The following is a 20,437-nucleotide window of genomic DNA, read 5'->3' as shown; positions in this document are numbered from 1 at the left end:
ACCCGTTAGTTGAACAAACAATCATCTTATCGAATTCTATCTCAATAGAAATTCAATTAATAATTTACATGAATTTTCACATGCCAAAAGCTTAAACCTTTTTTGGTCTTCAATAGTTTTATTATCTGCTTGGTCGGATACAGACTTCACACATAGGAATGGTATTTTATTAACATAAGAAACGTATGAAAAAGATGCTATCTCTTGGTCAACAGCAATAGCATTATGAGTACTACTTAATGATAATCTCAAAACATCTTCTCTAATACGCTGATCTCCCGATATAACCATCCCGTTGTTGATTTTATGTTCACTGGTATTGATAGCAAAATTAAGAAAATCACTAAATATAGAATTATCGCCATCAATAATCGATGTTCTACCAGTATACAGGTCCCACACATCATCGCCTTTTCCAGCATTCGTAACGTCATGTTGGAGCATTTGTCTTGCAATGACAATTTCGCCACCCTTTATGCTATCTGACAAACTTCCACAAATTCCTGTCATATATATTTCATCAGGATGAAACTCTGATATAAGTAATTGTGTACAACTAGAACAGTTTGTTTTTCCAACACCACTTATAACAGATATAATCTCTAAATTGTTAATACTATGATAATGGAATTCCCATGCGGCAATTTTACGAACTTTTCTACTCGGGTATTCTTCGTGTAAATAATTCAGTTCAGGTTGCCAAGCTGCAATTATTCCAATTCTTTTCATTTTTATCCTCTCCTCACCTAAATTATACCAAAAAAGTCTTGTTTTAATATATAATTTAATCGTAATGTTAAAATAATTTAAGTCATCGATATATTAAATGCAAAAGATAGGTAATTATATGATTCGTGAAGCTGAACCAAAGGACAGTAATGTAATTGAAAATCTATATAAAAAATTAGCACAACATAGCAAAAACATTAAGGTTTTACCAGAAAGAATTGAGCAGATAAGGAATGATTCTAATAATTTCTTGTTTGTCTATGAGGAAACTGGTAACGTCAAAGGAAGTATATTTATGACGTTTTGCCTTGATCCTGGATATCAATTTAGACCGTATACTGTTCTAGAGTATGTGATTGTAAATGAAGATTTTCGAGGTAATGGGATAGGTGAAAAGTTATTGAAACATGTAGAACAGATATCAATTGCAAGGGGATCCACAAGAATTATCTTATTAAGTAGTATAATTAGATTAAAAGTACATAAACTCTTCACTAAAAATGGATACAATGTAACTATAAGTAAGGGTTTCAAGAAGTATATACCAATTAATTAAATTTTATATATAGGTATTTTTTCTTAGAGTGTTTAGAAAGAATAACGTTTTTTTGTACTTAGGGGTAGTGAAAATTCTTAAGTTGATGGGCATGTATGGTGACCCCATATAGAAAATTTTGAAAGATGAGGGCTACGGCTCTCTTTTTTTATTTTCATTCGACAAAATATGACAATATTATGATTGATTGTCTGATAAGATAAGTTCGGAAATCTTACATATTACATAACTGTAGGAAAAGAAATGTATAAAAAAATGGGTACAATTGCTTTAACTGGAGCACTTGCTTTTAGTTTAGCTGCATGTGGTGAAACAGAAGTTAAAGAAGTAAGTAAAGACAATGCTCCTAAACAAGAGGAAAAAAAGGACAAAAAAGCATCTACTGAAAACAAAGTTTATAAAATCGGGGATACAGTAGAAATTAATGGCCTACAACTAACTTTCAATTCAGCTCAATTCGTTGAACCTAATGAATATTCAAAAGCTGAAAAAGGAAAAGTGTTAGAAATTGCTTTATCTGCTAAAAACAACGGGAAGAAAGATGCTTATATTGGAACAGAAGAATTGAAGATCGCTGATGCTGGTGGTAACCAATTCAAAGAATATTTCGGCGCAGATAATGCATTTATGAATGAAAATGTTGGTCCAGGTAATCAAATTACAGGGAAAATGTACTTTGATGTATCTGAATCAGATAAATATACAGGTACATATAAACCAAACTTTACGTTGGACGATAAATCTGTGAAGTTCGAATTCACACCTGGTAAATAAAAGGAGAAATTATAAATATGAAAAGAACAACTGAATTTGTATTAGGACTTATTGGTGGTATTTTCGGTATTATTTGTGCATTTATCGCTTTAATGATCGGCGGTATGGGAGCTGCGTTTGAAGCTGAAGGTGCAGATAGCATTATCGGTTTAGGATGGGGAGCTGTCGCTCTATCGATTTTAGGAATTGTTGGCTGCGTAGTAGTTAAAAAGAATGCTAAAGTTGGCGGTATCATGATGACAGTCGCTGCTATTGGCGGATTCATCTGTATCTCTATTGTTTACTTATTACCAGGAGTATTATTATTGATCGGCGGATTAATGGGCATCTTCCGTAAAGGAAAAGCTTCTGTATCTGCTTAAAAGTGAGCACTCGAAAGAGTGCTTTTATTTTGTAGATTGCATCCAGGAAAAACAACAAGAATTGAGGACAACTATGAAAAGAATCATTTTAACCATTATCACAGCAATGTTAGTTTTATCAGGTTGTGGTGGACCAAAGTATATCACTGAGAATTTAGATGGTATTGTCTCCGGAATATCAAAGGATAAAGAGATTAAAAAGCATCTAAACTCCGTAACATACAAAGAAACAGAAAAATCAGATCAAAATACTAAAAATCCATCTTATTATTATGACATCATAGCTTACCTTGATGATTCATTTGATAACTTACAACCTAAAGAACAATATGAATACTTGGTATCCATAGGTAAAATCATCAAGAAACAAAGCGGAACACCGCAAGGTAAAGATGGTGAGGGAGAGTTATACTGTGGAAAAGGCATTAAATGTGAATTGATAAATGTTGTATTAAAAACAGATAAACACGAATACTACGCAAATTATGATCTACCTGGCTTAATTGGAGGGTGGCTTCACTTAGATGATAAAGACAAAAGTGTTGCTGAAAATAATATCATTTACGATGCAAGTGCTAAAGATGGAAAATATATCAAACCTGAAAGTAGCAATCCATCACCTTCAACTAGTACTTCCTCATCAGCTAATGCAGAAGTGGAAAAGATTAGAATTGCAACCGGTAGGGATTGGGTTAAGTTGTCATTTGATGATAAGTTCATATATGTTCAAACTTTGATTGAATCCATGAAATCTGCAGGTAGTTCTGTAACAGCCGACGCATATTGGTTTATTGATGCATTAAACGCCTACTATGGAGGCGGAGAAGAAACCAATGTATCAGATAAAATAATTGATATTATGGCAATGTCCGGAGTTGCTGGTGATGTAATCAAGTAAATTAGACATATAGAATACTTTTATACAAAATATAGATTTTAAAGCGCTCAAAAAAAGAGTGCTTTTTTTATTTGACTTTATTTACCTTGTTACTGTATAGTTATAACTAAGTTGCAACTTAGTTATAACTAAATTATTCGTTCAACATTTAAAACCTGGGAGGAATTTAAAATGGCTAAAAATATTTTCATGTTAAGAACTAAACCAGAGAAAATCGAGCGTTTTCCAAGCTTTATAGAGGATAAGTTCATCGCGATAGGGTGGTATAAAACTGGCGATTTAACAGGAGCATCCACTGATGTGATTCGTGAAAAATTATCCTCTGCCTATCCAAGTTATGAAGGACAATCATTTAGAACTAATTTTAGTATGGTCAATACCTTTGTTACTGTAATGAACGCTGGTGATATAGTTCTTGTTCGTAAAGATGGTATGGTTCATATAGGAGAGCTTAAAGACTATACATATCGGACAGATTACATCGAAAACTATATGCCTCATACACGTTCAGTTACCTGGTTAAATGAAGTTCCTTTTGAAGAATTCAATGCAAAGATACAATCTTTACTTAAAAATATTCGCACGGTTTGCCGTTTTAATGGCACATGGGAAGAAGCTGAAATTGAACAATATATTACTGGCGAAAAGCCAAAAACGACTAAACTCGAGGATAGTGAAGATCTACTTAAAGAGTCATTAGAAACATTAAAATACTTAATGAAAAACTCTGAGGATGAAACTGTTAGATTGGAAGCTACAAAAGAAATCTTGAAGCTTATCAATAAATAATTCACAAGGGGTGCAAAAATGGAAAAAATATACAAACAATTTGAAGAAGGCTTTAAAAAACATATTACTGGTGAAGAATGGGTGCACGATTATGGAAGTAAACATTGGGCGCATTTAGTAGCAACTTCGATATTAAAAGAAGAAAAATTGGCGAGAGACGATGTCTACGGTGAGCATTTATTAGTAGAACGTTTCTATTTAAATGAACCACAACAACATTACAGTGCTAGAATGTATACAAGTCATAATGTATTTCAAGTAAAAGATGCATATGAAGACCAATATATTAATAACAGTAGGCCTGGAGAAATACTAAAACGTGCATATGAAACGTTAAAGTTTTTATATGGCAAGGAAATCAGTAACCCTAAATTTATTTGGAAGATTACTGAAGAATTTATTGATGTTTATATGTACAGTTCACATAACCCTGACGTTTCAGTTGATATCCTAATAAGGGAATCATAAGCATAATAAAAATCCAGAAAAGGCACCTTAAGGTGTCTTTTTTTATCACCCCTCCGACATAATATGACAATGTACAGAGTAATAGTTTGTTACTATAGTTCAGGAAATCTTATATTTTAGATACTGGGGGATACATATTATGAACAACAAACTATTAATCGCACTTACAAGCTGTGCTTTAATCATGGGATTAGCTGCATGCTCAACTAACAAAGCAGCAAGTACTTCTAATGAATCTAAAACTGAAGAAAAGGCTAAACAAGAAGAACAACAGCGTCAAGAAGCTGAGGCGCAACGACAGGCTGAAGAAAAAGCGAAACAAGAAGAACAGCAACGTCAAGAGGCCGAAGCACAACGACAGGCTGAAGAAAAAGCGAAACAAGAAGAGCAACAACGTCAAGAAGCTGAGGCGCAACGACAGGCTGAAGAAAAAGCGAAGCAAGAAGAGCAGCAACGTCAAAAGCAGGAACAATCCCATAAACAACAAGCAGCACAAGTGCAAAAGCAGAAAAAGACAGAGAAAGAAGCACGTGAAGAACAAGATAGTTTAGAGTATGCAAAAAGAAGAGCACAATCATTTGAGGATAAAGAACGTGAAAAAATGAGTTGTGACGACGCGAAAAATGTTCTTGAACAATTAAAAAATGCCGAACAAAATCCAGCTATAAAGGAGAGTACGGCCAAGTATCAAAAGAAAGTAGATACATGTAGTAAATAATAGAACAGTAAGATCACGCAATTCTATTAGAAAAAATATTATTAGAATAATCCCGAATCATAAAGATTTTGTTCACTTTTACGATACATTTATGAAACATTCGTATGTTACGTTATACAAGTCCTTTTTTGAATCATTTTCATTCTGTCAAAAAGCCCTAGTCCCCTCTAGGGCTTTTTACGTTCAAATAAAGAGGTATACCGTATTCCTCAATGCATAAAATTACTTAACATGGTAAAATAGTATTGGATTAGTCATCCAATACATATTATTAAAATTAAAGTGGTTCAAGTCGGAGGAAGGCACCTTAGGGTGTCTTTTTTAATACCTTTCGACAGAATATGACAAATTAACAAGATATAATTTGCTATCATCATCTTATTATCAACATAAACTGTTATAAAAAGGAGATATACATGCTAGAATTTAAAGGGCAACTAAGTACACTAGTAGTCACACCAACTAAAATTACTATTAAATACTCTCGTTTAATCGGTAAGGGATCTAAAGAAATCCAAATCAAAAGTCTTACGGGTATACAATTCAAACCACCAGGCTTCCTTTCACATGGTTATATCCAATTCGTTTTCCCTGGGAGCTCTGAAGTAAAAAATAGATCCACCTCTGACTTGGCAAAAGATGAAAATACTGTCATGTTTAATAAACACGAATATAACAATTTCTTAAAAGCAAAAGAGTTAATAGAAGGGTATATGAACGAACAAGAAAAAAATACTTTCGCTTCTAATGACCATCCTTCTACAACAACGCCTGTAAATAACTATTCGGTCGCTGACGAAATCACTAAACTAGCTGCATTGAAAGATCAAGGAATTCTAACAGAAGAAGAGTTTACAGCAAAAAAGAAACAACTATTAGGAATATAATAAGGGGGCATCCGCTCTCTTTTTTTATTCCTATTCGACACAATATAACAATATACAGATGTTTATTTTGATAAGATTGTCCAGAAATATTACATTTTATATATCTTGGAGGAATTAAATTATGAGCAAAAAATTATTAATGGCTTTAGCATGCAGCGTGTTACTTATGGGATTGGCTGCTTGTGGTTCAAATGATAAAGCAAGTACATCAGAAGAACCAAAACAAGAAACTAAAAAAGAAGATGAACAAAAGAAGTTAGATGAGCAAAAACAGGAAGAGGAACAAAAGAAAATAGAAGAACAGAAAAAAGCCGAAGAGCAAAAACGATTAGATGAACAGAAAAAGGCTGAAGAGCAAAAGCGATTAGATGAACAACGCAAACAAGAAGAGGCTCAAAGACAACAGGAAGAACAAAAGAAACAACAAGAAGCAGCTCGAGCAAAAGAACAGGAGCAACAAAAAGCTGCAGCTAATACAGCACCTCAGCAACAAGCTGCACCTAAACAAGAGAAAGTTCACTTTGCAAACTGTACAGATGCAAATAATGCCGGTTACTATGATATAACTCCAGATAGCCCAGCTTATGCTTCGCATTTAGATCGTGATGGTGATGGCGTAGCTTGTGAACGAAATAAAGGACATAAAAAATCTAGTAAAAAACATTAAATTTATGACTAAGCACCCTTGTGAGTGCTTTTTTATTTCTCAATAACCAAAACTACTTAACGTGGTAAAATAATAATTGGATTGGCATCCGATACCATATTACAATACGATGGTTCAAATCGCAGGAAGGCACCTTAGGGTGTCTTTTTTATTTGTTATTGTTTCAATTATAAAGTGCTTAAATTCAAAAAAAGACATCAAATAAAACTTAATATAATAATCCTAATAAATCGATAATATCAATAACTTTCTTATCTTCTATTCTACAATAAAGCCTTGTACCCTTGCGCTCGCTAATTACAATATTACCTATAGTTAGTTTGCGTAAGTGTTGTAAAATCATAGGTTCCGAAATATGCGTCGCAGCACTCAACTGAGAAACTGTTAAAGTCCCACTTACAACCAATTCACGTACAATTAATAAACGACTTAAACTACCTAATAACTCTAAGATTTCAGCACCATTTACATAATAATTAGAATCCATGTTGAAATCGCCAGACATACTATTCATCTCCCTAATATCAATACGAATATTGAGTATTTTAACATAAAAACGAAAATTAACCTCCTAATATTTTCTATGAAAATGTAAAAATTTCAAGTTTGGGTGATTTAAGTGAGAGGAAGGCACCTTAGGTTGTCATTTCTTTTATGTAATAATGCATAGTACATTAAATTTAATAGATATTATGATATACTCTAAAGGTGTGATACCTAATTTCTATAAATTGGAAAAATAAACCTTATCTACCCAATTGTGGGGGACGCCTTATGGCGTCTTTTTTTTAGGACCTGCTCAATTCAGGCGTAAAAACATAAGGTAAAGTGAACCCGTTAAAATACATGAGTGACCTTGAATTTCCCCTCCTACTCAAAGGAGAGATTAAAATGGGATTTGGTGGTAGTTGCGGTAGTTGTGGCGGCGGAGGTTTCGCTGGAGGCTTTGCTTTATTAGTTGTATTGTTTATTTTATTAATCATCGTTGGAGCTTCTTGCTTCTGCTAAAAAAACTATTAGAAAAGGCACCCTTATCTGGGTGCCTTTTCTTTATGTATATTATTTATTATCCGATTCATCAGTTTTATTATAAACACATTTGGCTTCTCCAAAAAGACCACCTGTGTCCCATTCTCCACCATAATACGCATACTTCCCAGGTGAACCATTGTCTCGTATACTTGGATATGATTTTAGTTTATATTCATAAATCGAAACCATAAAAATATAAATATATCCCCCCGATTAAAAGTGCCGCAGCAACGATTAATATTATTACTCCATCCGGACTATTAACAATTTCCTTTATATGATTTTTTGCTATTTGCTTAGTTTCTCCACTTGAAAAGAGATACACAATAGAATTGAAAATTAGTAAGAAAAATGCCGTAATTACTTCTAACATGGCTTATGTGCCTCCCTAATATATGTGCGCTATTAATTAACCAATAATTGCCTTATACATTATATCAGCTAGGGGACATGGAAGTATAACAAATTATTTATATAACTTATTTTATTAATCGGCACGGCATTAATACAGGATAGTCCAAGTCGGAGGAAGGCGCTTTATGTGTCTTTTCTTTATAAAAAAAGACGCATAAAGCGCCTGAATCATACTATAATCAATCCATTTGTTGTCTTGCTTCTTTACCTAATAATTCATGAGAAAAAATTACCCATCGCCCATTAGGTAATTTAAAGATAGTATCATCACCGTTATCTACCATATAACCCATTACAGTTTGACCATCTTCTAAATCTTCTGCTGAAACTTCCCCCATCTCTAATAATGTCTCAATAATCGCTTCTTTATCTTGTTCATCAATGAAACGATGCTTAAAAATCTCCTCATCACTTTTAAATAAAATCATTTCTTCCCAATCTACTAAGTTAGGTGTACATTCAAAATTATTCCTAATTTCTTCAATATCATCTTTTGTAAAACCTAAATCCATAATTTCAAGCTCCATTAACATAGTTGATCCCCTCTTCTATTAATTTATATAATACTAGGATAACACCTTCATATTATCTTTTGTTGACGTATAAATAAACATACCTAAATAAATTTCACGTACTATATCTGATTGATAAAACCAAATTTCGCAATAAGGCCTATTCTAATCACCCATCCTCTTTTCCTCTAGCTAAATAAGTAGTAATTCCTTTATTTATTCCTCTATCTTAGTACGTCATTTCCCTAGGACTTATACAATCTCATATTCTTCATCTTTTCTTCATAATTAGCCTTGACAGAAGGTCTTGAGGGTTTTTATCATGTGGGAACGATTATGGAACACGGCTGGAAGGCAGATTTATCCCCTATTTTGAATAATCACAAAAAAAGTAATCAATCAAAATAGATGGATAAGCGTCTTTGTTTTCGCCATGCGGTCACTTATAAGGTATCCGTATGTATAGACCCTGTTCACTCAGCGATCTTCACCGCATACATCCTTTTTCTATGGCTTGTCCTTGTAATATCGTCCCTACACGACAAACTGAATGTACTCCCTAGCACCGTAATGCTAACGATAACCACCCGAACCTTTCAGAGAATCGTCTCTGGGCAAGTTCTCGCCCTCCCTCACCAGAAGAACAGGATTCCAATGAGGGGTGCTGTTTTTGTAGGCGTATACTTTGTACCCCCTGCACGACTAACAGCTAGCCACGCCGTAACACGTTCCCTCTATATAGAAGCACGGAATCACGGCTTATCAGTTTTTATTTACGTGGTATCAGGCAATTCCACGCGAACAAAAACAAAAAGGCATCTCCAATTCCTAAATGACCTGTACATCACAAGACTTCTAGGTTTAGAGATGCCCGGTATATATCTTTTGGACTACAAAATAATCAAAACTAGTATTTACTAGTTGATATTTATCCAAACAATAGATAAAATGGGTATATCAAAGAAGCCTCGTGAAAAGGCATAGTTGTTTAAGGTTAGTGATGGTACACTACTTAAACGTAAACACTGTGGGTTAATACAGTTCATTCTAGCCAAGTGGTGGTACACTAGCTAGAAGAGTCATTCCCGCTATAGGTTGGTAGCCGATAGCATATGGGAGTGGCTTTTTGTTTTTTGTTCATATTCAATTGTAGTTATATTCGTTCTATCGATCTTCATTTATTTAAAATATCAAAATATGTTTTGTTTTGTAGAAAAAGCTTGTTGTGTATTAACTTACAGCAAGTTTTTTTGTTTGTAAATACAGAATTGACAACTCAAAACTACGCATAAGTAGAAAAGTGGAACTACGAAAAAGTGTAAAAGTATACTTTTCTACCTGAGTTTCAAATTTGGTATACTCTTTCTAACTTACGCATAAGTAGAAATGTATACTTTGGCACTCATATTTACAAGCATTCTCTCCTCGAAAAGTGCAATTAACCCTTAAATACCAGCGTACAGAGAAAAACATTCAAAACTACGTTTAAGTAGAAATGTATACTTTTCTACTTGTGAAATTACGATTTACATAAACTACGTTTAAGTAGAAAAGTAGAAAAGTATACTAAAAAATCTTACGCTTAAGTATACTTTTCTACTCTTTCGATAAATCCGTTTGAAAAACATAAACTTTTCTGCGGTATACTGTTGCGAATATTGTATGTAGATGTTACATTTTACTCAAAGGTATACTTATTCGGAGTTTTATAGAGGAGTGTCGAAAATGACTAGACAAGCAACTACATACGTAATCGGTAACTTTAAAGGCGGAGTTGGAAAAACAAAAACAGCTACAATGTTGGCTTATGAAGCAGCTACAGTATTTAATGAGAAATGTCTTTTAGTGGATATGGACCCTCAGGGTAATGCTACAAGAGTCCTTGCTAAAACAGGTGACATTGAACAAATAGACAAGTCTATTACGGATGCATTTCTAAATCAAAATTTAGAGAATGAGATTATCCCAGTAATGGAGAATTTGGACATTGTTCCATCTAACACTTCATTTAGAAAACTATCAAAAATCTTATTTGATATGTTCCCTGAAGATGAACTTGCCCAGATTACAAATTTAAAAAAATTACTAGAACCATTAAAAGATAAATATGATCGCATATACATAGATGTACCACCAACAATCAGTGACTACTCAGATAACGCTATGATAGCAGCAGATTATTGTATCATCGTTCTACAGACACAAGAATTATCTTTAGAAGGTGCTCAAACATACATCGCTTATATGCAGTTCTTAGCAGAAACATATGATGCAGACCTACAAGTTTTAGGTATTATCCCAATGATGTTACATCAAGGTAAACGAGTGGATAATAAAGTATTACAACAAGCTCAGGAAATGTATGGCGGAAACGTTCTAGATACAATCGTTAGATACCAAGAGCGTCTAAAAGTGTACGATATTGAAGGAATTCATAAAAATGTTAACGTTAACGGCAATATTGATATGTGGGATGAAAAAGCTCATCAACTATTCATCGATGTTCTTAGCGAACTTAATGAGCATGAAAACTATTTTGCTACTATTAATGCTTAAGGAGGAGGTTCATAATGTCTAAAGCACCATTTCAACCTATAGTCACAAAACCTGGAAACACTTTAAATGACAAAGGTGTACAGATAAAAGGAACTAACGATTTTGGCCGTAATAGTGAGCCCCTTAAGAAGCAAGTTATTAAACCTATCATCAATAAAGCAAAAGTAACTGCTCCTGAGAAGCCAGATCAACGTTTAGTTCCATCTAAAACTGCTAAAATTTCACCAGCTGTTTTATTAAAGCTAAATACTCTTAAACCATTTATAAAAGAACAAGAAAGTATGGATAAGGCATCGATTAACAGCATCATCGATATGCTTCTTGAAAGCTATGTAAATACCAAGCTAACAACGCGTCAATCTGAAGGTTATAAAGGGATGTACAAGCACCTTTATGAAATGTTAGAGAAGAAATAACAAAAAAGTTTTAAATAGGAGTGGTACCTGTGGAAAATAAGAATAATTCATTTGTAGTAACAGTTACGCCTATTACTGACAACTCAGATTTAAATACTAACTCAGAAAAGAAAATACAGGCGCCTGAGAAAAAGAAATTTACAAACCAACAAGGAAGTATTAAAATTCCTAGCCAATCCAAAGAAGAACTTGAAGCACTAATGAAAATCACCAACACGAAATTTGCTCACGAAATAATTGATCTACTTATAAATCATTATGTAGAAAATGAATTAACTGCAGAACAGAAAATGAAATTTAAATTACTGACTGAAATATAAAAAAGAAGTATCCCTGTTTCTAATTAGGGGTACTTCTTTTTTTCATTATCGGGTACTGACCGCAAAATGCAGAAAGTGAGTAACACCTAAAATAAATATATAGTTTATCGCAAATATTTATTTTAGGTATCCCTAAATTTTGAAATGGATAATTAAAATTCATAATCCATTAAATATGCTCCTGTATTTACCAATCGTTCAGGTATTGTATAAATATTAGTTGCAATTGCCCCAACAATTATAGCCATACCCCAAACAAACACTTTTTGTACTAAACTTGCATCTGAAAAAGTAAATATAATTGCCAAAAGAAATAAAAATCCAGTAATAATATTCACTAAAAATCCCGAAATTGTTGCAAGTAATATTAAACCTTGTCCCAAAATTATTAATAAAAGACCAACAATCTTAAATATAATTTTTATTATTGCTTGAATAATAACCATATATAATTCTCCCCTCCTTCTCCCTTTTTTTGGTATCATTTTGTATAATATTAACATAAATAAGAACTTAATAGTGAGATTATTCTTACTATTAAGTTCTCAAAAATGGAGGTTTTTAAGATTATTGAAGATGCTAAGATTCATCTGAAATTTTTATAAATTTCTTAGCGAATAAAATCCGCATTTTGTTGTCAGTGCCTCATTATGTAACTAAAGATATATATATCTTTCATCAAAGTAGAAAAGTAGAAATGTATACATTTCTACTTATGCGTAGTTTATTACAAACCCTTACCAAAACTTCCACCACGGCTTTTTCTTCTCTTTCGCAGCCGCAACCTCATCCCGAAATTCCTGCATTAATCTCTTAGATTCCTGCATCTCACGTAGTGTTTTCATAAGCGTCTCGTCTCGTGCTTCTAATCGCTTTTCCACGCGTTCATTATGCGATTCTATACTCACTTTGATTTCCTCGTTGTTTTGCATCGCTTGCTCACTCAATCGCTTCTCCATTGATGCTATACTCTGATTCATTTCTTGTGCCATAACGCTGTACTGTTGTTGGAGTTGCTGTTGAATATGGAATGGGATTAGATCCGTTTCTTGGGCTTCCTCTGTCTCCGTATTTGGATTAGCAATTTCTAATCGCTGCGCAATCATCTTCGCTGCCTTTTCCAGCGTCATACCGTCATGCTTGCTGAGTTCAATTAACTTATCAATCACCATAACGTCATGCTCTGTGTATTGGCGTCTGCCTCGATTATCTTTCTTTACAGCAAATCCCTCACGCAATAATACTTCCATGTACTTTCTAAGGGTGCTATCACTTATTCCAAGTCGTTTGTATACTTCACTAGCAGAATAAACAATTTCGTCCGTCATAGCGTCACAACACCTCCTAGTGAGAGTATTCAATGAGGTTATATAAATTCCTGCAAAGAAAAAAGCCCCTACTAGGGCTTCCTATTCTATATTAAGATTCTTAGTCACATTATATATATTTCCTGTTATTTAATTGAATAAGAATTCACTTTTCCATTCAGGCTTCCTTCTATGCGCTTCATTACAATCAAAAAGGCACTCTTTCATTATTTTTGCATCTGTCGGTAATCTTTTTTCTAGCTTTGACCATCCGTTAAAAATCATTTTGTTTGGCAAAGGGAACACAAATCCTGTAATACAATCCCAAAAGGCATCCCAATTTTCCCCGTAAAAATCAGGAAACTCAAGCTTCTCTTTAAGAAGTAAATGCAATTCTTTTGCACTATAAATGTTGCTTACATCTATGACCATAATTGATTCACGTTCATTACTCAATTTATACACCCCATTAACATATTAGGCTTATATTTCATCACTATTTTACAATATATCACTTATTCCTAATCGCTTGTATACTTCACTAGCAGAATAAACAATTTCGTCCGTCATAACGTCACGACACTTCCTAGTGAGGGTATTCCATGATGGGTATGGAATTCCTGCAAAGAAAAAAGACCTCTATGGGCCTTTTTAAGTCACTTATATATAATCTTTTTCGACTTTCTTCAGCCAATAAGCAGAAGCTAAATTTAATAAAAATGCTATGAATGCCGTTATACTTGTTGCAATAAAAATGGATTCAAGGGTTGATAAATTATTATAATCAAGCAATAGTAATAAGAATCCTAATACAAAAAAAGTTGATATGTTACTAAAAAAGACTTTTTTCACTTTAGTCACCTCCTTATCGGTACCTATAGTATACTTATCCGTTTGCTACTACCTTAATAATATCTTATATAGCTTTAGCAATTTCAACAAGTAATCTCATAAACAACGGTATCATTTGAACAACAATATAACCAATTCCCGCTCTTGAAATAAGGGAGAATCCCCGTTCCTGGCTGCCGACCATAATGAACAAACCACCGCATAACGCTACAACGGATGCAATAGGATAGGACACTGCTTTAATCAAAAAGATAACTGGCTCAAATGCATTTACAATCCTGTTATACAGTTGGGCATCTATATAATTCTTTATTGTTCCGTCATTTGATTGAACATCCTTGAATACTTCATTCACATCCGGTTCCGAACCTGACGCGAAAACATGAGGAATATCTATAATTTGGCTGAATATAATAGCACTACCGATCACAATACTAATACGTGCCGCCACGGGTGCGTATTTTTTTGCTTTCTTTTTAAACAAGCTCCACTTTTTCTTTGCTCCATAGTTACCATCCATAAAATCTTTGATGCTCATCGTCTCAGTTGCCATATGGACCATCCCCTTAGTTTTAATGGAAATCAGTAACCGTAAAGATATTACAATCTAATCCCTCGCAAAGCTTCTGGAGTTGCTTTCTTCTATATTCCGTAGTGGTGTACCAAATAAATTTAGGTGCCTTCTCAAATACATTGCATTCCATCAACTTTCTGTACTTCTGCATTTTCACACGGTTCGCACTCATCTTTTGCTCATGATCTACCTCAACAATGTGATAACGGCCATTATCTGAGAATAGTGCATCTGCAATTATAGAAACGATACCTTTCACATTCAGCTTCACTTCTTGCTTCCATGTTTTCGGGCATTCATAAGCGATGTAGATGTCATTTCTCATGATGTAGTGACGGAACTGATTAGAACGCTTAAGGACCTTCTTACTGCCGATACGTTCACGTCCTTCTTTGTTTAAATAATAAACTTTTTCCATATCTCTGAAGCTAGATACATATTCTTCTAAACCCTTCATTACACGAGAAGCATTTCTGTCACCACCAAGATCATGAAGTACCTGGATTTGCTTTCTACTAAGAAAGCCGAGTTTCTTCAAGCTCAAGAGTATACTTTCCGTTCTTGCTTCCTTCATGGCTAGTTTTTGCATCTTCATGCTCCTTCCTCGCTCTAATGTTGATATGAGGCTTTATGATGTTATCAATCTGCTTATTATCGATATAAACAGTCTGTAAGACCTTCTTCTCGTTCGTTTGATATATAGCCCTTCCTTTTATGTTGGGAAGACTTTCTGCACCACTCTCATCAAGCACAGCACGGCTCCCTGCTTCTGTCTGTAATCTAAAGCAAACGCGGACACCAATGTTTTGTCGCAACTGCGATGGCAGTGCTTCATTGGTTGGGTACTGCGTCGCATATAACAGGCGGAATCCCGCTGCCCTGCCACGACGACCTATATCAACGATTATGTCTTTGCACTCCTGATATGGCGTCATGTCGGCTGCTTCATCTACAACTACAAAGTACCTTGTTGGGTCACCAGCTTCTTTTATATCTTCGTATCCTTTTTCTAGTAAGTATTCGTTTCTATCATTCAGTTTAGTTTGCAAATCCCTTAGAGTCTCCAGGGCTTCCTCTGGATTCTTCGCAATTGATTCGACTTGAGTTAGGAATCGATATCGGTTAAAAGATAGACCACCCTTCAAATCAATAAGAAATAGTTTTGTGTTCTCTGGTTGATTGCGTACCAGTGATGTAATAATGAGCTTTAATACATTTGATTTTCCCATGTCCGTCATACCGGCCGAGATCATATGAGAAATTGCATCGAAATCATGTTTTACTAATCCGTCCCTTGTATAGCCAATAGGAACCTCCCAACCTCTACACTGCTTCATCATGTCTTCTTCAAACTTCACAAAGTCAGGTATTCCCTTCTCGTAAACTCGTATTTTCAGCAAACCATCGTAAGACAGCTCAATTTCCTTTCTAATGAGTTTTTTCTTGTTTATGATGTTTTGTATTTGTTTTAAGATATCTTTTCGCAAGCGAAGAGATTTGAAGTCTTGTAGTTTGAAATCATAAACTTTGCTCTTATGGTTTAACCCATCCTCTAAATGTTGTATCTTTTGTTCGAAGTCGGAGAAGCTAAGTCCAAGGGGAATCCTATATGCATATTCCACACCCCAGTCATTTCTCGTCTTGCGAAGCAGCTGTATGGTCCTGGTATCTTTCCCTTCTTTCACTTTCAAACCACAGTTAGCGCAAATACGTTGTATTTTAGAAGCATCGTTAGTTGCTCCTTTTTGATGCATTTTCGCGAAAAGAATTACACTACCAACTGCTGCAGAACTTACTAACTCAAATATCAAAGTCAAACACCACCTCTTTTTGTGTATTCTGCAAGAATAGTCCCTGAAGATTAGAAGAGATAAAAACAACTATGAATCGTTGAAAATAGTAATCTTTCGATGTCTGAATCATTATTCTGTGAGCGAATTCTATTCGGAATAGCTGAAACGAAGTTTTGAAAGGCTATCAATTTGGAACGGTAAATCGTAATTTGTTTGGTATGGTAAAAGGTATTTCATACTGCTTGCTTAACATTCCTATTTTCTGGAGGTTTTAAAAATAAAATTTTTGGACATTCTTGTACTAATGGATTAAATACAGGAGTGATCAAAATGAATTGGCTCAATTTAGGTAAAGGAAGACGGTCTAAATTAGCTCGTTTTCTAGATAAAAACGGGGTTACTCAGCAAGAGTTAGCTGAACGAAGTGGTGTAAGTAAATCTACAATAAGTCGGGTATGTCAAGGCGATGCATTTGCACCAACAATGAAGAACGCACAAAAGATTGTAAGGGCCTTAAAGAGGATTACAAATAAAGATGATATTCACTATGATGATTTTTGGATGTAGCTTCGTAAAAAAACGAGGCTATTTTTATTTTTTGATAAAAATACAGAACAAGAATTGGGCAGTCAAGGTGAAATGTTTACGGTTTTGGTGCAAAAAAAGAATAAAATACATATATTCCCAACGGAATTGTATCTTATACTGCAAGTTCAAACAATTGATGGATGAATTCTTTCTGTTTTTGGACAGACTGATCCCATAAATCAACCTGTTCTTTTTTAATCATATGCATGGCTTCTACTCCAGAAAGAATGGTTGTAGCTGTGTCAAAAGATTTGAACCCTAGCATAGAACGGACTCGCTTTTTTATAAAGCGATGATCTTGCTCTACTATGTTATTCAAGTACTTTTGCTGTCTAAGTTGCATACCGTCAGGTATGATTTTCTCTTTTTTCAACTGTTCAATTGCTATAGGATAAGCCGGATTCTTATCGACTGTTATGACACGAGGCTGCGAAACATGAAAAGACCGCAAAGCTTTCTTGAAAAAGCGATTTGCAGCCTGTTTGTCTCTTGTTTTGCTTAGGAAAAAATCGATTGTGGTTCCTTTCGAATCAACGGCACGGTACAGATACATCCATTGCCCTTTAACTTTGATATATGTTTCATCGACTCTCCAAGAGTCATTGGTCTGCTTGAGGTGACGACGAATTCGTTTGTCCAATTCAGGACCATACTGATGAACCCAGCGCATAATCGTTGTATGAGAAATGGATAAGCCCCGTTCCTCCATCAAATCACGAAAGCTGAGATTATACCGTAGGTACCATCTCACTGTAAGAAGGATAATCTCAGGCTGGTAATGCTTCTATTTGAATACATTTTCCTTTTCCATACTGATCGCACACCTTTTGTAGAGTAATAGTATCAGTATATCCAATATTTATAGATTCGTTGCAATGGTCCTGAAGTTTTTGCACCAGAACCAAACCTCTCATAACACATGCACAACTGGAAAAAAATGAGTAAAGATCTATACAGAATATCATTCGATTCATGCACTTTGAGTAATCAAACATCATTTTATTCTCAAAAGAAGAATATTTGTTCTTACTATAAACCTTTTATTTTGCGTTATTTAACTATTTTTTTACATTAATTTGGTACGTGAAATTTCAAGTGTGAATTTGAAATAGAGTCACAATGCTTTGAATAAAGTTGCGACGTTTAGAACAAAGATAAGATGTTTTATCTCTTCAATCAAAGAATTCTAAATGGGGTTTGATCTGATTTTTTTATAAAACTGAAAGTTCATTTAAAAAGAAAAGGATTCAAATAGATATTTTATCAAGGAGAAATAAAATGCTGAAGAAAAAAACGTTTGAAGAAGTCCAACAAGCATTTGATGCAAGAGGTTATAGCTTATTAGAAACTGAATATAGGGGGCAACTGTTTAAAATGAAGTTTGTCTGTCCCGATCACACTGACAAGGATACTGAAATTACATATAAACAACTTGCTAGAGTGAGGGCTGTAAGTATTGTGGTATAGAAAAGGCAGCAAAAGCAGTATCCAGAAGAAAATACTCTATCGAAGATGTCAAGAAAGCATTGATACGAAATGGTTGTGAGCTTTTAGATGTGGGAAAGGCTTATCGCAACGCCAAACCGCCAATTCACTACAGATGTAAGTGCGGGAAAGTATGTAAAACAAGTTTTCAAAACTATAAAAGAGGCTCTGGATTATGTAAAAGCTGCACTGGAAAACAAAAGCCTTTAAAATGGACTTACGAAGAAATTAGTGAAGAGTTTGAAAAAGAAGGATGCATCCTCCTGTCCAAAGAAATTCACACTTGTAAAAAACTATTTTATATATGTTCTTGTGGTAATAAGGGAGAAGTCACCCTTCCGAACTTTAGAAGTGGGAACAGATGTAAGGAATGTGCTATTAAACGATTGAGAAATAATTACGAGGATGTCAAGAGGGTGTTTAAAGAATATGGTTGTACATTACTAACAACAGAGTATAAAAGCTCAACATTTCAGAAATTAAATTACATCTGTTCTTGCGGAAATCATCATTCTATAAGATTTCTATCATTCCAGAGAGGTGAAAGATGTCCTCAATGTTCATCTATTTCTAAAGGCGAAAAGGCAATACTGCATTTTCTTGAAATGAACAGTATTCTGCACAAGTACCAATTTATTATGAAAGAGTGTAAGAATATTAATCCTTTACCATTTGACTTCGTTGTTTTTGATGGGACAAACTCAATTAAGTGTCTTATCGAATTTGATGGAAAGCAACATTTTACTCCAATAGAAAAGTGGGGAGGAGATGAATATTTTGAGAAAATAAAGAAGCATGACAAAATCAAAAATGAGTATTGTCATACTAACGGTATTCCTCTTTATAGGATTTCATACAAAGAACTGAGGAAGGTGAAGGCGATTCTTACAGAGATATTACTAAAAAATAATGACAAATGTATTACTAAATATCTGGCAAAAGTAGACAGTTTAACAGATTGAAGAAAAAGATTTGAGCATGCTTTTTCAATATCAAAACCAATTAATTTTGTGAATGAATACACTTAAACAAACGGGAGCTATAGTGAGATAAGAGCGTATAAAAATTCCATCTAACTCTAAAACTTAGAATCTATTTTGATCAAACTTTATTTTAATCTAACATTTAAATATTCATATCCCTCTCTTGTAATCAACTAAAACACTTTTAAAATCTCTATCTATCGTTTCAATATTACATTCATAAGATGTGGCTAATTCCTCGTTTGTTTTATGGTCTTGCATACTGTAATTAATGACAGCTTTCAAGTCCTTGGCTTTTTGTATTTTTACAATAGACATTGTAATCAATCCTTAATTAATAAATTTCATATTCATCTAATATATCTTTCAGTCCAAACCAATCATCATCTGAAAAAACATTATCGAGTTTGGATAACTTAAATTTCACTTTCTGTGCAAAAATAAAAATGCTATCGGCCAATTTTATTAATTGATTATCATCTAACTTATATAGCGTATCACCATATAAATATTGCCATACATATTCTGTTACTTCTTTATCTTGTTCAGGCGAGTTTTCTATACATTCTATAATATAAACAAAATCTTCTTTTATCTTCTCATACACTTCTTCTAATAGTAATTTCTTTGGTATATCCATTTGATTTTCCGTTAGTGATTTAATTAATTTTTCCTTTTGCTTTTTACTCAAGCTATCGCTATTAAACTTGGTTTTTAAATCAAGTAATCGGTCATATTCTGTATTCATAATATTTAT

28 protein-coding genes and 2 pseudogenes are annotated in these 20,437 nt (G+C 34.0%); 16 read left to right on the top strand and 14 right to left on the bottom strand.

The features are described 5' to 3' along the window. Positions 1–36: 36 nt before the first annotated feature. Positions 37–729 (bottom strand): 5'-methylthioadenosine/S-adenosylhomocysteine nucleosidase, encoded by a 693-nt coding sequence (gene mtnN, locus ACFWDE_RS18220; RefSeq protein ID WP_377893753.1) that lies wholly within the window; start codon positions 727–729, stop codon positions 37–39. Between the two features lie 118 nt (positions 730–847). On the opposite strand from mtnN, the gene ACFWDE_RS18215 reads away from it, so the two are divergent. From ACFWDE_RS18215 to ACFWDE_RS18175, 9 genes are all read left to right on the top strand, one after another. Beyond that, on the top strand, positions 848–1,285 hold the full coding sequence (locus ACFWDE_RS18215) for a GNAT family N-acetyltransferase (protein WP_377893752.1): 438 nt from the start codon (positions 848–850) through the stop codon (positions 1,283–1,285). Between the two features lie 243 nt (positions 1,286–1,528). Further along, positions 1,529–2,059, top strand: coding sequence for a DUF4352 domain-containing protein (locus ACFWDE_RS18210; protein WP_377893750.1), 531 nt, complete (start codon positions 1,529–1,531; stop codon positions 2,057–2,059). 17 nt (positions 2,060–2,076) lie between these two features. Continuing rightward, positions 2,077–2,421, top strand: coding sequence for a DUF4064 domain-containing protein (locus tag ACFWDE_RS18205; RefSeq protein ID WP_128283539.1), 345 nt, complete (start codon positions 2,077–2,079; stop codon positions 2,419–2,421). A gap of 73 nt (positions 2,422–2,494) precedes the next feature. Then, the gene (locus ACFWDE_RS18200) at positions 2,495–3,319 is read left to right on the top strand and encodes a hypothetical protein (RefSeq protein WP_377893748.1); all 825 of its coding nucleotides are present in this window, start codon (positions 2,495–2,497) and stop codon (positions 3,317–3,319) included. Between the two features lie 171 nt (positions 3,320–3,490). Further along, the gene (locus ACFWDE_RS18195; protein ID WP_377893746.1) at positions 3,491–4,108 is read left to right on the top strand and encodes a hypothetical protein; all 618 of its coding nucleotides are present in this window, start codon (positions 3,491–3,493) and stop codon (positions 4,106–4,108) included. A gap of 18 nt (positions 4,109–4,126) precedes the next feature. After that, positions 4,127–4,576, top strand: coding sequence for a hypothetical protein (locus ACFWDE_RS18190; RefSeq protein WP_078419513.1), 450 nt, complete (start codon positions 4,127–4,129; stop codon positions 4,574–4,576). 139 nt (positions 4,577–4,715) lie between these two features. Beyond that, entirely contained in the window at positions 4,716–5,294 is a 579-nt protein-coding gene (locus ACFWDE_RS18185) for a hypothetical protein (RefSeq protein WP_377893744.1), read from the top strand. 416 nt (positions 5,295–5,710) lie between these two features. Then, positions 5,711–6,181 (top strand): SHOCT domain-containing protein, encoded by a 471-nt coding sequence (locus tag ACFWDE_RS18180; RefSeq protein ID WP_377893742.1) that lies wholly within the window; start codon positions 5,711–5,713, stop codon positions 6,179–6,181. A 121-nt stretch (positions 6,182–6,302) separates the two neighbouring features. Further along, positions 6,303–6,848 (top strand): excalibur calcium-binding domain-containing protein, encoded by a 546-nt coding sequence (locus tag ACFWDE_RS18175; protein WP_377893741.1) that lies wholly within the window; start codon positions 6,303–6,305, stop codon positions 6,846–6,848. A gap of 208 nt (positions 6,849–7,056) precedes the next feature. Here the strand turns inward: ACFWDE_RS18175 and ACFWDE_RS18170 are convergent, their stop codons facing one another. Next, positions 7,057–7,353: an ArsR/SmtB family transcription factor gene (locus ACFWDE_RS18170; protein ID WP_377893739.1), complete on the bottom strand. Its 297-nt coding sequence runs from the start codon at positions 7,351–7,353 to the stop codon at positions 7,057–7,059. A gap of 386 nt (positions 7,354–7,739) precedes the next feature. Between ACFWDE_RS18170 and ACFWDE_RS18165 the strand changes: the two genes are divergently transcribed. Continuing rightward, the gene (locus ACFWDE_RS18165) at positions 7,740–7,856 is read left to right on the top strand and encodes a YjcZ family sporulation protein (RefSeq protein ID WP_002069235.1); all 117 of its coding nucleotides are present in this window, start codon (positions 7,740–7,742) and stop codon (positions 7,854–7,856) included. 196 nt (positions 7,857–8,052) lie between these two features. Here the strand turns inward: ACFWDE_RS18165 and ACFWDE_RS18160 are convergent, their stop codons facing one another. Then, positions 8,053–8,253, bottom strand: coding sequence for a hypothetical protein (locus ACFWDE_RS18160; RefSeq protein WP_377893738.1), 201 nt, complete (start codon positions 8,251–8,253; stop codon positions 8,053–8,055). A gap of 220 nt (positions 8,254–8,473) precedes the next feature. Further along, the gene (locus ACFWDE_RS18155) at positions 8,474–8,827 is read right to left on the bottom strand and encodes a hypothetical protein (RefSeq protein ID WP_377893736.1); all 354 of its coding nucleotides are present in this window, start codon (positions 8,825–8,827) and stop codon (positions 8,474–8,476) included. 1,704 nt (positions 8,828–10,531) lie between these two features. Between ACFWDE_RS18155 and ACFWDE_RS18150 the strand changes: the two genes are divergently transcribed. Genes ACFWDE_RS18150 through ACFWDE_RS18140 form a run of 3 tightly spaced genes read left to right on the top strand, consistent with a single transcriptional unit; the run spans position 10,532 to position 12,098 of the window. Further along, positions 10,532–11,362: a ParA family protein gene (locus tag ACFWDE_RS18150; protein WP_078178400.1), complete on the top strand. Its 831-nt coding sequence runs from the start codon at positions 10,532–10,534 to the stop codon at positions 11,360–11,362. 14 nt (positions 11,363–11,376) lie between these two features. Further along, positions 11,377–11,778 carry a hypothetical protein gene (locus ACFWDE_RS18145; protein ID WP_328031000.1) on the top strand — a complete coding sequence of 134 codons (402 nt, stop codon included), beginning with the start codon at positions 11,377–11,379 and terminating at the stop codon, positions 11,776–11,778. Between the two features lie 29 nt (positions 11,779–11,807). Then, positions 11,808–12,098 (top strand): hypothetical protein, encoded by a 291-nt coding sequence (locus tag ACFWDE_RS18140; protein ID WP_377893734.1) that lies wholly within the window; start codon positions 11,808–11,810, stop codon positions 12,096–12,098. Between the two features lie 152 nt (positions 12,099–12,250). On the opposite strand, the gene ACFWDE_RS18135 is transcribed toward ACFWDE_RS18140, so the two are convergent. From ACFWDE_RS18135 to ACFWDE_RS18105, 7 genes are all read right to left on the bottom strand, one after another. Beyond that, positions 12,251–12,544 carry a hypothetical protein gene (locus ACFWDE_RS18135; RefSeq protein ID WP_284556804.1) on the bottom strand — a complete coding sequence of 98 codons (294 nt, stop codon included), beginning with the start codon at positions 12,542–12,544 and terminating at the stop codon, positions 12,251–12,253. Between the two features lie 291 nt (positions 12,545–12,835). Next, the gene (locus ACFWDE_RS18130; protein WP_377893732.1) at positions 12,836–13,426 is read right to left on the bottom strand and encodes a DUF3967 domain-containing protein; all 591 of its coding nucleotides are present in this window, start codon (positions 13,424–13,426) and stop codon (positions 12,836–12,838) included. A 129-nt stretch (positions 13,427–13,555) separates the two neighbouring features. Further along, a complete protein-coding gene (locus ACFWDE_RS18125) occupies positions 13,556–13,861 on the bottom strand; it encodes a barstar family protein (RefSeq protein ID WP_377893730.1) in 306 nt (101 codons plus the stop codon). 204 nt (positions 13,862–14,065) lie between these two features. Beyond that, positions 14,066–14,257: a hypothetical protein gene (locus ACFWDE_RS18120; RefSeq protein WP_377893729.1), complete on the bottom strand. Its 192-nt coding sequence runs from the start codon at positions 14,255–14,257 to the stop codon at positions 14,066–14,068. Between the two features lie 64 nt (positions 14,258–14,321). Next, a complete protein-coding gene (locus ACFWDE_RS18115; protein WP_377893727.1) occupies positions 14,322–14,810 on the bottom strand; it encodes a hypothetical protein in 489 nt (162 codons plus the stop codon). A gap of 19 nt (positions 14,811–14,829) precedes the next feature. Then, positions 14,830–15,375, bottom strand: coding sequence for a replication-relaxation family protein (locus ACFWDE_RS18110; protein WP_377893796.1), 546 nt, complete (start codon positions 15,373–15,375; stop codon positions 14,830–14,832). Continuing rightward, entirely contained in the window at positions 15,347–16,642 is a 1,296-nt protein-coding gene (locus ACFWDE_RS18105; protein ID WP_377893725.1) for an FtsK/SpoIIIE domain-containing protein, read from the bottom strand. The genes ACFWDE_RS18110 and ACFWDE_RS18105 overlap by 29 nt, the downstream gene beginning before the upstream one ends. 312 nt (positions 16,643–16,954) lie before the next feature. On the opposite strand from ACFWDE_RS18105, the gene ACFWDE_RS18100 reads away from it, so the two are divergent. Beyond that, entirely contained in the window at positions 16,955–17,191 is a 237-nt protein-coding gene (locus ACFWDE_RS18100) for a helix-turn-helix domain-containing protein (protein WP_377893723.1), read from the top strand. A gap of 133 nt (positions 17,192–17,324) precedes the next feature. On the opposite strand, the gene ACFWDE_RS18095 is transcribed toward ACFWDE_RS18100, so the two are convergent. Beyond that, positions 17,325–17,978: an IS6 family transposase gene (locus ACFWDE_RS18095; protein ID WP_377893794.1), complete on the bottom strand. Its 654-nt coding sequence runs from the start codon at positions 17,976–17,978 to the stop codon at positions 17,325–17,327. A 512-nt stretch (positions 17,979–18,490) separates the two neighbouring features. On the opposite strand from ACFWDE_RS18095, the gene ACFWDE_RS18090 reads away from it, so the two are divergent. Both ACFWDE_RS18090 and ACFWDE_RS18085 read left to right on the top strand, forming a co-directional pair. After that, on the top strand, positions 18,491–18,679 hold the full coding sequence (locus ACFWDE_RS18090; RefSeq protein WP_377893721.1) for a hypothetical protein: 189 nt from the start codon (positions 18,491–18,493) through the stop codon (positions 18,677–18,679). Between the two features lie 89 nt (positions 18,680–18,768). After that, a complete protein-coding gene (locus ACFWDE_RS18085; protein ID WP_377893719.1) occupies positions 18,769–19,659 on the top strand; it encodes a DUF2726 domain-containing protein in 891 nt (296 codons plus the stop codon). Positions 19,660–19,845: 186 nt separating this feature from the next. Here ACFWDE_RS18085 and ACFWDE_RS18080 read toward each other — a convergent pair. Together ACFWDE_RS18080 and ACFWDE_RS18075 are read right to left on the bottom strand one after the other, a co-directional pair. Then, a pseudogene (locus ACFWDE_RS18080) lies at positions 19,846–19,998 on the bottom strand (relaxase/mobilization nuclease domain-containing protein); the annotation flags it as partial. Between the two features lie 16 nt (positions 19,999–20,014). Then, positions 20,015–20,437: pseudogene (locus tag ACFWDE_RS18075) on the bottom strand (hypothetical protein); the annotation flags it as partial.

The organism is Bacillus sp. NPDC060175 (genome assembly GCF_042728695.1).
Taxonomy (GTDB): domain Bacteria; phylum Bacillota; class Bacilli; order Bacillales; family Bacillaceae_G; genus Bacillus_A.
This window is presented reverse-complemented; position numbering and strand designations above follow the sequence as displayed.